Below are 13,049 nucleotides of genomic sequence, written 5' to 3'. Positions count from 1 at the left end.
CACCTCTCCTAAAAACTGCATAGATACACCTCTCCTAAAACAGTCCAAGAGACAGTCTTAGACAGACCAAGACAATGACAAAAAACACCGCGCCGGACGCCGTTGCCCAAGCCCTCAGCATGAGGGCGGCGGGCTACACAGTGACGGCCATTAGCCAGCAGCTTGGCATCGGCGTGCGAACCCTCGCACGCCTCTTCGCCAAGCATGGCACCGCCAAGGGCACAGCCCTGCCCGAAGTGATCGAGGCCAGCCGCAGCAAGCTGCTGGCCCTGATCACTTCAGACGATGCAATCCGACAGCAAGCAGCCCAGCTCCTGCAGGACGACCTTGCACACGTTCAGGCCATCCGCGAAGCGATGGCCGCAACGCTGGAGACCGTCACCGAGAAGCCTCCGACAACGCCCAAGGATGCGGCACTAACCATGCGGGCCATCGTGGCCTACTCAACGGCGCTGAAGAACACGGCGGACGTGTGGAGGCACAGCCTGCGCATGGATGAGCGTCCAGCAGACGACAAGCCTTTGCCAGAGCTGGTGATCCAAGAGCTGACCGCCGAGCAGATCGAAGAGTTGCGGCAACGCGAGTTCAATCCATACGAGGAAGCCGCACCGGCTGGAGCTGTCATAGAAATGGCAGAGTCCTGACCGAGCCAGCAGAGCGAAGTCCTAGAAAAATCGGGACTCCCTCAATACCTACCATTCAAAAAAATGGGTGCATTTTTGAAAATCGCACCCCACCAGGAAGGAGCTGCCGGAACACCACGGCGGCCTAGCGATGCATCCCGAAATCAACCTCAGCGACTTCAAGGCCACAGCCACCATCGACTGGCTGGACATAGCGGTCACGCTGGGGCGCACCACACAGTTCCAATACGTCCAAGCAGAGCTGCACGGCCTGCTTGGGCTTAGCCCATCCGATGCGGTCATTCACGTCACACCTCAAAACGTAGACAAGCGCACCGACGCAGCCACGGGCTTTGTGCTCCGGCTGCAAGAGCACCACCACGGCAACAACGCAGCCAAGATCGCCCACGTCGTGCTCGGCCTAGCTGCTCGCTTTGAATTCGCGGCACCAGCGCGGATCGCAGCGATTGAGGTTGCATTCGACCTGAAGCCGCGCCACGACCCCCAGGCGGTCTACGACGCCTACGCGTTGCTGCAGGGCGGTATCGCTGCCTATGGCGAGCACGCTCGTCAATACGCCCCTAGCGTGCGGCACGGGGGCCAAGTGGTGCCACTCACCCTTGATCCATTACTGGCCCCAAGTGGAACGCTGTATGTCGGGCACCATGATGCCAAGCACGGGCACCAACCAACACCCAAGGCCTACCGGGTCTACGCGAAGGTCACGGACAACAACGCTGCACCCCTGTCACCTGAACAGCACCGGGCGCGGGCAGAGGTGACGTTGCAGCTGGATGCGCTTGAAGAATACGGCCTCACAGACCCGCTGGCGCTGGCCTCCTACGACTTCACCAGACTGGCAGGCCTGCTGCACTTCCAGCCACTGAAGTCCCCTGCGGACATTTATGAGAACTACATAGCCCAGGTGGAGAGCGACCTGCGGGCGGCAGTCATGAAAAGGCGCAAGACGGGCAAGCGCCCTCCAGAAGAATTTCTTCGCCGGATGCGCTCGCGCTTGACGTATCGGAAGGCCATCGCCCGTGGCCTCGCCAGCATTGCCAGGAATACAGATCGCGTGATTGACTGGCACAGCGGTTGGGAGGGTTCAGAGGGGCGGCCACTTCAGCACAGCAAAGACACCGCGCCAGATGCAAAGCTGAACCGCAAGGTCAAGGCTGCGCTGGCGGCGCTCACAAAGAGCATGGATCGGGCGGTGTCGCCAACTTCGAAGAAGCGTGCTAAGAGGAGCTGAGCGCGGAGAGTAGAAGCATGTGTCGGAGAGTGCCACAGAGAATTGCTATACTCCAACTCTTTCGCCCTACAAAAAGCTGTTATGATTCAAGGATGCGATAGGGAGCGGGATTGAATCCCACCCTCTCCGCCAATGCGGCTGTAGCTCAGCTGGATAGAGTACTTGGCTACGAACCAAGGGGTCGTGGGTTCGATTCCTGCCAGCCGCACCAGATTGAAGCCCTAGAACGTAAGTTCTAGGGCTTTTCTCTTTTTATGAAAGCCTTGCTTTTTGATTGAGCAACAGCAAGGTCTGTATTCAAGCGATTGGATGCAGTCAGCAGCTTCGGTTGTTGATGGCTTAGCGGCTGTAGCTCAGCTGGATAGAGTACTTGGCTACGAACCAAGGGGTCGTGGGTTCGATTCCTGCCAGCCGCACCAGATTCAAGCCTCAGAGATGCACATCTCTGAGGCTTTTGTCTTTCTGGATGTCTCCGGGGTTGATGTGGAGGATGAAAAGATTTTTTCATCATTTTGAGAATTAAGGGTAATTGCTAGGCCTATAATCGATGGCTTAGCGGCTGTAGCTCAGCTGGATAGAGTACTTGGCTACGAACCAAGGGGTCGTGGGTTCGATTCCTGCCAGCCGCACCAATTGGAAGTCCTGATACCGCAAGGTGTCAGGACTTTTTGGTTTGTGCCCTGCATCCCGCCGGGGCGCCACAGGTTTTGTGTGAAGATGCGGTCCCATGAACAAGGCTTTCACCAAGGAAACCGATGGGCAGGACGACGACGATGACCTGCCCAGCCTGTCCGTCATTCCCAAGGGCAGCAAGAACTACATGACGCCCCGTGGCTACCAGACGCTCAAGGCCGAACTGCTGGAGCTGATCGACAACGAGCGTCCCAAGATCGTGGAGACCGTGCACTGGGCGGCCAGCAATGGCGACCGCTCGGAAAACGGCGACTACCTGTACGGCAAGAAGCGCCTGCGCGAGATCGATCGCCGCATCCGCTTTCTGACCAAGCGGCTGGAAGCGGCCGAGGTGGTCGATCCGTCGGTACACCACGGCAGCGAGCAGGTGTTCTTCGGCGCGCGCGTGACCTATGCCGATGACGAAGGCGTGGAGCGCACCATCACCATCATGGGCATCGACGAGGCCGACAGTGCCCAGGGGCAGGTGAGCTGGATTGCACCGGTGTCACGGGCGCTGCTGAAGGCGAAGATCGGCGATGAGGTGCCGCTGCCCACCCCGGCCGGCGTGCGCATGCTGGAGGTGCTGGACGTGGAGTACCCGCCGCCAGCCGTCTGAGCGTGGCGCAGCCGCTGCACACGGCAGTTTGGCGAGAACGGGCGCCTTGGCTGCTTATTCCTGCACCTGAGTCTGTGCATATGTCGGTGCTGGCGCGCGCTGCCTTGGTGCAGGAAGCAGTGCCAGTGGCTGGTCTGGTCTGGTCTGGCGGATTGGGCAAGCTCAGGAAAAAAAGGAGCTGTCTGCGCGCGTCTATGCTGAATTTCAGAATGAAAACCATCTGAAACGTCCGCATCACGTGCGCAGGCAGCTCTTGTTTTGATCAAGGTGCATAAAAAATGCGGCCCCAAGGGCCGCATGCGGTGACCAGCGTGCGCGCGGCTTATTCCAGCGGCAGGATGCGGGCGGCGCGCACCACGGTGGGCACGCGGCGCAGGCTGCGCAGGGCGGCCTCCACCTGCTGCTGGTCGTGCACGGAGACGATGAAGCGCAGCTCGGTGGTCTGCATGGCGGCTTCGTCGTCCATCTCCAGACGGCGGATGTCGACGTTGGCGTTGCTCAGTTCGGTGGCCACGCGGGCCAGCACGCCCTTCTGGTTGTGGATGGTGACGCGGATGCCGCTGTCATACAGCTTTTGCCGGCTTTCCTCGGCCCATTCCACGGGCACGAAGCGTTCGCTGTCGGTGTGCTGCAGGCGCTTGGCATTGACGCACTGGGCGTTGTGCACGTGCAGGCCGTCGCCACGGCCCAAATAGGCCACGACCGGGTCGCCGGGCACGGGCCGGCAGCAGCTGGCATAGCGCACGGAGCTGTTGCTGTTGCCGTCCAGTGCCACCGTGCTGTGGCTGCGCAGGCTCTGGCTGCCAAAGCGTTCCTGGGTCAGCAGCAGGGCGTCAGGGCGCTGGCCCTGGCTGGACAGCTCGGCCATGAAGTGGCGCGCCACCCAGCCGGCGGCCTGGCGGCCCATGCCAATGTCGGTGAGCAGGTCTTCGCGGCTGGGGCTGTTGGCCTTGAGCAGCACGGCCGCCCACAGGGCCTTGTTGGCCTCGTCGTCACCGGGCACGGTGGCAATGCCTTCTTCGCGCAGGGCCTGGGCCAGCAGGGTCTCGCCCAGCACCATGGACTCGCTGTGCGCCGCGGTCTTGAGGTAGTTGCGGATCTTGGAGCGGGCGCGGCCGGTCTTCACAAAGCCCAGCCACGCCGGGTTGGGGTTGGCGTTGTCGTCGGTGATGATCTGCACCACGTCGCCGCTCTTGAGCTCGGAGCGCAGCGAGGCGGGCTCACCGTTGATCAGGGCGGAGACGGTGTGGTGGCCGATGTTGCTGTGGATGGCGTAGGCAAAGTCCACCACCGTGGCGCCCCGCGGCATGGCCATGATCTTGCTCTTGGGCGTGAAGACGTAGATGGAGTCCGGGAACAGGTCCACCTTGACGTTGTCCCAGAACTCCGTGGCGTCGTTGGTCTCGGTCTGGATGTCCAGCAGCGACTGCAGCCACTTGGTGTTCAGCACCTCCTGCTTGCCCTGCGACTTGTACAGCCAGTGGGCGGCAATGCCGGCCTCGGCCACGATGTGCATGGGCTCGGTGCGGATCTGGAACTCGATGTTCACGCCCGAGGGGCCGACCAGCATGGTGTGCAGCGACTGGTAGCCATTGGCCTTGGCAATCGCAATGTGGTCCTTGAACTTGCCGGGCACGGGCTTGTACATCTGGTGCAGGATGCCCAGCGCCGTGTAGCAGTCGGTCACCGTGGGCACGATGATGCGAAAGCCGTAGATGTCGGTCACCTGCGCAAAGGTCAGGTGGTGGCGCAGCATCTTCTGGTAGAGCGAGTACAGCGTGCTTTCACGGCCGGCCAGACGGGCGGGCAGGTTGACGCGGTCGAACTCGGCGGCAATCTCGTTTTGCACGCGCAGCACCAGGTCGTGGCGGCGGGCACGCGACTTGGTGATAGCCTTTTCCAGGGTCTCGTAGCGCCAGGGGCGTTGGTAGCGGAAGGACAGGTCCTGCAGCTCGCGGTAGGTCTGGTTCAACCCCAGGCGGTGGGCGATGGGGGCGTAGATCTCCAGGGTCTCGGAGGCGATGCGGTTCCACTTACTGCGCGGCATGTCGCCCATGGTGCGCATGTTGTGGGTGCGGTCGGCCAGCTTGATCAGGATGACGCGCACGTCCTTGGCCATGGCCAGCAGCATCTTGCGGAAGGACTCGGCCTGGTTCTCTTCGCGCGTGTTGAAGTGCAGCTTGTCCAGCTTGGTCAGGCCGTCCACCAGATCGGCCACCACGGGGCCGAAGCGCTCGTCCAGATCCTGCTTGGTGATGCCGCAGTCTTCCATGGCATCGTGCAGCAGCGCGGCCATCAGCGCCGGGGCATCGAGCTTCCAGTGCGCGCAGATGGTGGCGACGGCAATCGGGTGGGTGATGTAGGGGTCGCCGCTGCTGCGCCACTGGTTGGTGTGGGCCTTGTCGGCGTAGCGCCAGGATTGGCGCACCAGTTCGATGTCAGCGGGTGGCAGATAGGACAGATAGTCCAGCATGCGCTCGAAATGCGCAGCAGAAACGCGGGCCGCAACTTCCAAACGTGCATCAAGGGACACGTCGGGCGAGGTTCGGGGGATGTCGTCTGTTTTGGAATTGAAAGCCGCGTTCATGCCCTAAATGTATCGCGGGAAAGCGGGGATAGACATAGTAAAAAAAGCACCGCGATACGGTGCTTCTATTGTCTGCCGACTTGCACAGACTTGAAAACAGCGAACAGGCTTAACCTGGCACTTTTTTCAGCATTTCCAGGCCCACCTTGCCTTCTGCGATTTCACGCAGGGCGGTCACGCCGGGCTTGTTCTGGCATTCCACCTTGGGGGTGTGGCCTTGGCTCAGCATGCGGGCGCGGTAGGTCGCGGCCAGCACAAGCTGGAAGCGGTTGGGGATTTGCTCCAGGCAATCTTCAACGGTGATGCGTGCCATCAGGGTACTCCGGGGGAATTCAGGATAGGTTGAGCGAATCAAACACGTCGCCACGCAGGCGGCGTTGCGACACGTACTTCAGGCGCTGGGCGTGAATGATCGCTTTCAGGTCAAAGAGCGCGCTCTCGAACAACTCGTTGATTATAACGAAGTCGAATTTTCCGACCTGGGCCATCTCTTCTTCCGCATTCTTCATGCGCAGTTCGATGACTTCCGGGGCGTCTTCGCCACGGTTTTCCAGGCGCGAGCGCAGCTCTTCCCAGCTGGGGGGCAGGATGAAGATCAGCACCGCCTGGGGAAAGGACTCGCGCACCTGCAGGGCGCCCTGGTAGTCGATCTCCAGCAGCACGTCCTCGCCATTGGCCAGACGGTCCTGGATGCCTTTTTTCGAGGTGCCATAGCGCTTGCCATGCACGTTCGCCCATTCGACGAAGGCATTGTTGGCGACCATGGCGTCGAACTCCTGCTCGGAGGCGAAGAAGTACTCGCGGCCATGCTTTTCCTGTCCGCGCGGCGCACGCGTGGTGTGCGACACGGACGGGTAGACGCGCGCATCGAACGAGCGCAATGCCTTGACCAGGCTGGATTTACCGGCTCCGCTGGGAGCTGCGACGACAAAGAGGTTTCCGGGGTGTTCCATAAACAGCGGTGGTGCTTGTGGCGACCTTGCAAAAAGGGCGCTTGCGCGCCCTGAGGTTTTTAACGGTGGTTATTCAATGTTTTGGACTTGCTCGCGCATCTGCTCGATCAGCACCTTCATGTCCACGCTGATGCGTGTCAGGTCCAGGGCGGCCGACTTGGAGCCCAGGGTGTTGGCTTCGCGGTGCATTTCCTGGATCAGGAAGTCCAGGCGCTTGCCGATTTCGCCGCCCTTTTTCAGCAGGCGCTCGACTTCGTCCAGGTGCGAGTCCAGGCGGGTGATCTCTTCGGCCACATCGATGCGGATGGCAAAGGCCGTGGCTTCGGACAGGGCACGCTCGCGTGCGGCTTCGGGAGCCACCTGGCCTTCGGTCAGGCCCATGGCTTCCTGCCAGCGGTCCAGGAAACGCTGGCGTTGCTGCTCGACCAGCTGCGGCACCAGGGGGCCGGCCTGGCTGGCCAGTGTGCGCAGTTGCTGCACGCGGTCCTGCAGCATCTCGGCCAGGCGCTCGCCTTCGCGGGCGCGGGCTTCGACCAGGGCCTGCACGGCGCTGTCGGCCACCTGCGGCACGATGTCCTGCCAGTCCACGCAGACGGCGTTGCCGCTGCCGGCCAGGCGCAGCGCATCGGCCACGGACAGGCCCTTGGCGTCGGGCAGCCAGGCCTGCACCAGGTCCTGCACGCTTTGCATGCGCTGCAGCAGGGCGGGCGTGGGCTGGGGCAGCGAGGCGGAGGTGTCCACATCGATGGCGGCGCGCACTTCCACCTTGCCGCGCTTGAGGCGCTGGGTCAGCAGGGTGCGCAGGGCGGGTTCCTGGCTGCGCAGCTCATCGGGCAGGCGGAAGGTCAGATCCAGAAAGCGGCTGTTGACGGCGCGGATTTCAAGCCCCAGACGCACATTGGGCGCAGAGGTGTTGTCCTCGATGGACGCCGGCGTGTGCTGGACGCTGGCGTATCCGGTCATGCTGTAAACTGCCATTGGACGTTTCTTTTGGTTGCTTGCAATCCCCTGATTATCCGGTTTCCGCTCCGACCTTGAGGTTTACCTGCACAAAATGTCTTCCCGGATCAAGCCAGCGCCCTTGCCACCCGATACCGTGATTGGCGACTACCGCGTGGTGCGCAAGGTGGCCTCGGGGGGCTTTGGGGTGGTCTATCTGGCGCAGGACCGGCAGGGCCAGGACGTGGCTATCAAGGAATATTTACCGGCGGCCCTGGCCACGCGTGCACCGGGCGAGCTGGTGCCCAAGGTGGCGCAGGACAAGCTGTCGCTGTACCGGCTGGGCCTGAAAAGTTTTTTTGAAGAAGGCCGCGCACTGACGCAAATTTCCCACGCCTCGGTGGTGAGCGTGCTCAACTTCTTCCGCGAGAACGAAACCGTCTACATGGTCATGAACTTCCTGCGTGGCGCCTCGCTGCAGGAATACATCGTGACGGCGCGGGCCCAGCAGCACGCCAAGGTGCTGCGCGAATCGTCCATCCGCTCGCTGTTTGACGAGGTGCTGCGCGGACTGCGCATCGTGCACCAGCACAAGATGCTGCACCTGGACATCAAGCCGGCGAATATCTTTGTCACCGACGATGACCGCGCGGTGATGATCGACTTCGGCGCGGCCCGCGAGGTGCTGAACAAAGAGGGCAACTTCATCCGCCCCATGTACACCCCCGGCTTCGCGGCCCCCGAGATGTACCGGCGCAACGGCAGCATGGGCCCGTGGACCGACATCTACGCCATCGGTGCCTGCATGTTCGCCTGCATGACCGGCCAGCCCCCGGCCGATGTGCCCAGCCGCCGTGAGAAGGACCGCCTGCTGGTGGCCCTGGCGCGCTTGCGCGGCGTGTACTCCGACAACCTGCTGGAGTTGGTGCAGTGGGCCATGGCCCTGGACCCGCTGGACCGGCCACAGTCGGTGTTTGCATTTCACAAGGCCCTGAGCCATGAAACCGAGCGCCGCTACACCCCGCTGAGCGTGTCGGAAAAGGTACGGCTGCAGCTGGACTCGCTGATCGGTGAGGGGCGCAAGACCCAGTCGCCGGGTGAAACCTCGGTCCGCATCAAGGCACCATGAAATTCTCCGTCTTCCAGCTCAGCCGCCGCGGCGGGCGTGCCGTCAACGAAGACCGCATGGGCTACTGCTACACGCGCGATGCGGCGCTGTTCCTGCTGGCCGACGGCATGGGCGGCCATGCCGAGGGCGAGGTGGCCGCGCAGCTGGCCCTGCAGAGCATTGCGGCGCAGTTCCAGCGCGAGGCGACGCCGGCGCTGGCCGATCCCACGGACTTCCTGAACCGTGCGGTCATCACGGCGCACCAGCACATCCAGCGCTATGCCAAGCTCAAGAAGATGGCGGACTCGCCCCGCACCACGGTGGTGGCCGCGGTGGTGCAGGGGGGGCAGGCGACCTGGCTGCACTGCGGCGACTCGCGCCTGTACTGGGTGCGCGACGGCAAGCTGCTGGCGCGCACGCGCGACCACTCGTACCTAGAGATGGAGCGCGGCGCGGCCACGCCGCTGCTGCTGGCGCACCGGCTGCTGAATCGCAACGTGCTGTTCACCTGCCTGGGGGCCTCCGGCATGCCCATCTTCGATGTCAGCGGCCCGCACCCGCTGCGCAGCGGCGACCGGCTGCTGCTGTGCTCCGACGGCCTGTGGGGCGTGCTCAAAGAGCCGGCCCTGCTGCACGGCCTGTCCATCCTGCCGGTGGACCACGCCATCCCGGCGCTGGTGGATTCGGCCTTGCAGATTGCCGGCAACAAGAGCGACAACGTCACGGCCCTGGCCATGGAGTGGGAAGTGCCGGAGGACGTGCACAGCCAGCACGGGGTGGAGACCGATACCGCCACGACCACGCAGTGGTTTGCCTCCACCATCCAGTCCTCGCACGAGCTGGACACGCTGGACGATCCCCTGGACGAGGACGAGATCGAGCGCAACATCGCCGAGATCAACGCCGCCATCCGCCGCTCGGCCGCGCGCAAGTCCTGAGTCGGCCTGACCACTCCAGTGGCCCACATGGGCTTGCAGTTTGTCGCACACTGGGAGCTGGCTGGCACAGAGCGGATGCGCCGGCCTTGTCATCAATATCAAAATAGATAGCTATGGGCGCTTGCCATGTCTGCGTGAGTGCCTGATTGGACCCATGAAAATTGTTCTCGCCTCCAACAACCGCGGCAAGCTGGCCGAATTGCAGTCGATGTTCGCCCCGCTGGGCGTGGAGCTGATCTGCCAGGGCGATCTGTTTGAGGGCGAAGCCCCTGAGCCCTTTGGCACCTTTGTGGAAAACGCTCTGAGCAAGGCGCGCTTTGCTGCCGAGCGCACCGGCCTGCCGGCGATTGCCGACGATGCTGGCCTATGCGTGGACGCCTTCGACGGCCAGCCCGGCGTGGACACGGCCTACTACTGCACGCACTACGGCTACGAGAAAAGCGACGTCAACAACGTCACCTGCCTGCTGGAAAACCTGGCGCCGCACGCCAACCGCCAGGCCGCCATGGTCAGCACCCTGGTGGGCGTGCGCCACCCCAAGGACCCCGAACCGCTGATCGCCGTGGGCCGCGTGCACGTGGAGATCGCCACCGAGCGCCGCGGCAGCAGCGGCTTCGGCTTCGACCCGGTGCTGATCATTCCCGAGATCGGCAAGACCTTTGCCGAGATGGCGCCCGAGTTCAAGAACGACCACAGCCACCGCGGCCGCAGCACGCGCGCCATGATGGAGTTGCTGCGCACCACGTGGCTGGCCGCGGCCTGAGGCAGAGGCGGGTGAGGGCTGTGCCGCCGCCGCGGGTGCCCTGTCGCGCAGCCTGAGTACCGATTGACGTTTGAATGCGATGAATATTCCTATTAATCCGGCAGAGACCGCAGCCCTGGGCCAGCCGCCCAAGGACGTGCAGCATTACATGCGCGCCGGCACGCTGGGCCTGCCGGCGCTGCCGCCGCTGTCGCTGTACATCCACCTGCCCTGGTGCCTGAAGAAGTGCCCATACTGCGACTTCAACTCGCACGAGCAGCGCAGCCAGGCCGACGGTGGTGTCCCGGAGCAACGCTATATCGACGCCCTGATGGCCGATCTGGAGGCCAGCCTGCCCCTGATCTGGGGGCGCACCGTGCACAGCGTGTTCATCGGGGGCGGCACGCCCAGCCTGTTCAGCCCGGACAGCATCGACCGCCTGATCAGCGGCCTGCGCGCACGCCTGCGCATGGAGCCGGACTGCGAAATCACCATGGAGGCCAACCCCGGCACCTTCGAGAAGGAGCGCTTTCGCGCCTACCGACATGCCGGGGTGACGCGCCTGTCGATCGGCGTGCAAAGCTTTGACGACCGCTTCCTGCAGGCCCTGGGCCGGGTGCATGACGGCGCCCAGGCGCGTGCGGCGGTGCAGGAGGCGGCCGAGGCTTTCGAGACCTTCAACCTCGACATCATGTACGCCCTGCCGGGGCAGACCGAGGCCGACCTGGTGAGCGACCTGGAGACGGCGCTGGGTTTCCACCCCCCGCACATCTCCATCTACCACCTGACCATCGAGCCCAACACCTACTTCGCCAAGTTCCCGCCCGTGGTGCCCGAGGAGGACACGGCCTATGACATGCTGGATCGCATCACCGCCATGACCGGTGCGGCAGGCATGCAGCGCTACGAGATCTCGGCCTATGCGCGCGAAGGCCACCAGTGCTTCCACAACACCAATTACTGGCAGTTTGGCGACTACCTGGGCATTGGCGCGGGGGCGCACGGCAAGCTCAGCTTTGCGCACCGCGTGGTGCGCCAGGTGAAGCTGCGCGATCCGCAGCGCTACATGGACGCCGCCCTGGCCGGGCGTGCCCTGGCCAGCGACGAGGACGTGCGCCGCAAGGACCTGCCGTTCGAGTACATGCTGAACGCGCTGCGCCTGCGCGGTGGCTTTGCCATCCAGGACTACCTGGACCGCACCGGCCTGCCCATCAGCACCATCAGCGCGGCCCTGGACGAGGCCGAGCGCAAGGGCCTGGTGCTGCGCCAGCACGGGCGCGTGACCCCGACGGAGCGCGGCTTTGATTTCCTCAGCGATCTGCAGGCGCTGTTCCTGGGCGATGCCTGAGCGACTGGGTGCCCGGGGCCTTGCGGTCCGGGTCTGTGCAACTCCCAAAAAGAAAGCACCTCGCGCAGGTGCTTGCTGGTTTTCAGGTCGTTAGGTGCTGAAAGCAGCCGTGCCTGCTGCGTGACCTGCTATCAAAAGCGTCAGCCGCAGCGTGCCGCGACGATGCGGCCGGTGGCGTCCACTTCCAGGTTCAGGCGCTCGGCGTTGAACTCCATGGTCACGGCCTGGCCGGGGCGCAGCACGCGCACCATGTAGGCGCCGGCCTTTTTGCGGGCCTCAGACACGTTGTGCTCGGTGTTGGTCTTGCCGACGGCCCATTGCGCCTTGTCCGGGTTGCAGTTCTGCACGGTGCGGGGGGCCTGCTGGGGGCCTGCGCCACCGGCGCGGGGCGGCGTCAGCGTACAGCCAGCGGCCAGGGCGGCCACCGCGGTCATGGCAAGTGCGTGCAATCCAGCGTGCATGGGACGGGCTCCTTCTTGAACATGCAGGGACCATACCAGCCCATGTCGGCCATTTTGCACTTCATGTGTGACGGTTTGTGTCGGCCTGCAAGCCAGTGTGGCGGGTGCATGTTCGTGGGCCCTGCCACCATGGCCTCGCCACGGCAAAACGCACCTAGCCGCGCGGATGCTGGAACACGCTGGCGTCGATGCGCAGCTGCTTGGCCTTGGCGGCGGCCTGCTCGGCCTGCTGGCGCGTGTCGAACGGGCCGATGCGCAGGCGTGTGAGATCGCCCTTGCTGCTGCTGACGGTCTGGCGCAGGGCATTCAGCTTGGCGCCCTGCAATTGCTGGACGGCCTTGTCGACATTCGCGGCCTGGGCGTAGACACCGGCGTTCAGGTAGAACTTGCCGGGCACCAGGCGCCCGTTGGCGGCGGCGGGCGCCGGCTTGGGTTCGGGCGCGCTCTTGGGGGCCTTGTCGGCTTTCTCGGTCTTGGCGGTTTTGGTGCCCTTGTCGGTTTTTTCGGCTTTGTCGGGCTTGGCCGGTGCAGCGGCCTTGGCGGCTGGCGCGGGCGGTGTCACAGCCTCCTTGGCCGGGGCTGGCGGCGTTGCGGGGGGCGATGCTGCGGCCAAGGCGGCTGCCGGCACAGGCACAGCGGCCGGTGCAGCGGCAGCAGCTGGCGCAGGCTCGGCGACCAGGGCCGTTTTTGGAGCGGCTTCGGGCGTGGCGGGCACGGCCTGCGCCAGCGTGACGAGGGACAGCTCGGGTGCCGCGGGTGCGGTGTCGGCGGGAGGGGCGGCCGCGGGCGTGAAGGCCACGGGCTGCG

13 protein-coding genes and 3 tRNA genes are annotated in these 13,049 nt (G+C 64.0%); 10 read left to right on the top strand and 6 right to left on the bottom strand.

The window, feature by feature from the left end:
• Positions 1–74: 74 nt before the first annotated feature.
• The 6 genes from SJH88_RS11035 to greB all read left to right on the top strand — a co-directional run bounded on the left by SJH88_RS11035 (position 75) and on the right by greB (position 3,166).
• Entirely contained in the window at positions 75–644 is a 570-nt protein-coding gene (locus SJH88_RS11035) for a helix-turn-helix domain-containing protein (protein ID WP_274754497.1), read from the top strand.
• Positions 645–774: 130 nt separating this feature from the next.
• Positions 775–1,875 (top strand): hypothetical protein, encoded by a 1,101-nt coding sequence (locus SJH88_RS11030; protein WP_274754496.1) that lies wholly within the window; start codon positions 775–777, stop codon positions 1,873–1,875.
• Positions 1,876–2,009: 134 nt separating this feature from the next.
• A tRNA-Arg gene (locus SJH88_RS11025) sits at positions 2,010–2,086 on the top strand.
• Positions 2,087–2,217: 131 nt separating this feature from the next.
• Positions 2,218–2,294 (top strand) — tRNA-Arg (locus SJH88_RS11020).
• 136 nt (positions 2,295–2,430) lie between these two features.
• A tRNA-Arg gene (locus SJH88_RS11015) sits at positions 2,431–2,507 on the top strand.
• Positions 2,508–2,602: 95 nt separating this feature from the next.
• The gene (greB, locus tag SJH88_RS11010) at positions 2,603–3,166 is read left to right on the top strand and encodes a transcription elongation factor GreB (RefSeq protein WP_274754495.1); all 564 of its coding nucleotides are present in this window, start codon (positions 2,603–2,605) and stop codon (positions 3,164–3,166) included.
• Positions 3,167–3,488: 322 nt separating this feature from the next.
• Here the strand turns inward: greB and SJH88_RS11005 are convergent, their stop codons facing one another.
• From SJH88_RS11005 to SJH88_RS10990, 4 genes are all read right to left on the bottom strand, one after another.
• Positions 3,489–5,753, bottom strand: coding sequence for a RelA/SpoT family protein (locus SJH88_RS11005; protein ID WP_234686751.1), 2,265 nt, complete (start codon positions 5,751–5,753; stop codon positions 3,489–3,491).
• A gap of 109 nt (positions 5,754–5,862) precedes the next feature.
• Complete coding sequence (gene rpoZ, locus SJH88_RS11000; protein WP_042417268.1) at positions 5,863–6,066, bottom strand: DNA-directed RNA polymerase subunit omega; 204 nt, start codon at positions 6,064–6,066, stop codon at positions 5,863–5,865.
• Between the two features lie 19 nt (positions 6,067–6,085).
• Positions 6,086–6,706 carry a guanylate kinase gene (gene gmk / locus SJH88_RS10995; RefSeq protein WP_042417271.1) on the bottom strand — a complete coding sequence of 207 codons (621 nt, stop codon included), beginning with the start codon at positions 6,704–6,706 and terminating at the stop codon, positions 6,086–6,088.
• Between the two features lie 69 nt (positions 6,707–6,775).
• A complete protein-coding gene (locus SJH88_RS10990; protein WP_042417376.1) occupies positions 6,776–7,669 on the bottom strand; it encodes a YicC/YloC family endoribonuclease in 894 nt (297 codons plus the stop codon).
• A 91-nt stretch (positions 7,670–7,760) separates the two neighbouring features.
• On the opposite strand from SJH88_RS10990, the gene SJH88_RS10985 reads away from it, so the two are divergent.
• The 4 genes from SJH88_RS10985 to hemW all read left to right on the top strand — a co-directional run bounded on the left by SJH88_RS10985 (position 7,761) and on the right by hemW (position 11,781).
• On the top strand, positions 7,761–8,774 hold the full coding sequence (locus tag SJH88_RS10985) for a serine/threonine protein kinase (protein ID WP_270148748.1): 1,014 nt from the start codon (positions 7,761–7,763) through the stop codon (positions 8,772–8,774).
• Entirely contained in the window at positions 8,771–9,691 is a 921-nt protein-coding gene (locus tag SJH88_RS10980) for a PP2C family protein-serine/threonine phosphatase (protein WP_042417277.1), read from the top strand. Before SJH88_RS10985 ends, SJH88_RS10980 begins: the two co-directional genes overlap by 4 nt.
• Positions 9,692–9,845: 154 nt before the next feature.
• Complete coding sequence (gene rdgB, locus SJH88_RS10975; RefSeq protein ID WP_270148745.1) at positions 9,846–10,454, top strand: RdgB/HAM1 family non-canonical purine NTP pyrophosphatase; 609 nt, start codon at positions 9,846–9,848, stop codon at positions 10,452–10,454.
• A gap of 79 nt (positions 10,455–10,533) precedes the next feature.
• Complete coding sequence (gene hemW / locus SJH88_RS10970; protein ID WP_270148742.1) at positions 10,534–11,781, top strand: radical SAM family heme chaperone HemW; 1,248 nt, start codon at positions 10,534–10,536, stop codon at positions 11,779–11,781.
• A 140-nt stretch (positions 11,782–11,921) separates the two neighbouring features.
• On the opposite strand, the gene SJH88_RS10965 is transcribed toward hemW, so the two are convergent.
• Together SJH88_RS10965 and SJH88_RS10960 are read right to left on the bottom strand one after the other, a co-directional pair.
• Positions 11,922–12,242 carry an I78 family peptidase inhibitor gene (locus tag SJH88_RS10965; RefSeq protein ID WP_270148740.1) on the bottom strand — a complete coding sequence of 107 codons (321 nt, stop codon included), beginning with the start codon at positions 12,240–12,242 and terminating at the stop codon, positions 11,922–11,924.
• 154 nt (positions 12,243–12,396) lie between these two features.
• Positions 12,397–13,049: SPOR domain-containing protein (locus SJH88_RS10960; protein WP_274754494.1), on the bottom strand; the 653-nt coding region annotated here is incomplete at its 5' end.

Source organism: Comamonas sp. GCA5, from assembly GCF_036541385.1.
GTDB classification, from domain to species: Bacteria; Pseudomonadota; Gammaproteobacteria; order Burkholderiales; family Burkholderiaceae_C; genus Comamonas; species Comamonas aquatica.
This window is presented reverse-complemented; position numbering and strand designations above follow the sequence as displayed.

What these genes read in the sequence shown, in the direction of transcription:
- SJH88_RS10980 (WP_042417277.1), top strand. Translation starts at nt 8,771, where the DNA reads ATGAAATTCTCCGTCTTCCAGCTCAGCCGCCGCGGCGGGCGTGCCGTC.
- SJH88_RS11035 (WP_274754497.1), top strand. Translation starts at nt 75, where the DNA reads ATGACAAAAAACACCGCGCCGGACGCCGTTGCCCAAGCCCTCAGCATG.
- SJH88_RS11005 (WP_234686751.1), bottom strand. Translation starts at nt 5,753, where the DNA reads ATGAACGCGGCTTTCAATTCCAAAACAGACGACATCCCCCGAACCTCG.
- gmk (WP_042417271.1), bottom strand. Translation starts at nt 6,706, where the DNA reads ATGGAACACCCCGGAAACCTCTTTGTCGTCGCAGCTCCCAGCGGAGCC.
- rdgB (WP_270148745.1), top strand. Translation starts at nt 9,846, where the DNA reads ATGAAAATTGTTCTCGCCTCCAACAACCGCGGCAAGCTGGCCGAATTG.
- SJH88_RS11030 (WP_274754496.1), top strand. Translation starts at nt 775, where the DNA reads ATGCATCCCGAAATCAACCTCAGCGACTTCAAGGCCACAGCCACCATC.
- SJH88_RS10965 (WP_270148740.1), bottom strand. Translation starts at nt 12,242, where the DNA reads ATGCACGCTGGATTGCACGCACTTGCCATGACCGCGGTGGCCGCCCTG.
- rpoZ (WP_042417268.1), bottom strand. Translation starts at nt 6,066, where the DNA reads ATGGCACGCATCACCGTTGAAGATTGCCTGGAGCAAATCCCCAACCGC.
- SJH88_RS10985 (WP_270148748.1), top strand. Translation starts at nt 7,761, where the DNA reads ATGTCTTCCCGGATCAAGCCAGCGCCCTTGCCACCCGATACCGTGATT.
- hemW (WP_270148742.1), top strand. Translation starts at nt 10,534, where the DNA reads ATGAATATTCCTATTAATCCGGCAGAGACCGCAGCCCTGGGCCAGCCG.
- greB (WP_274754495.1), top strand. Translation starts at nt 2,603, where the DNA reads ATGAACAAGGCTTTCACCAAGGAAACCGATGGGCAGGACGACGACGAT.
- SJH88_RS10990 (WP_042417376.1), bottom strand. Translation starts at nt 7,669, where the DNA reads ATGACCGGATACGCCAGCGTCCAGCACACGCCGGCGTCCATCGAGGAC.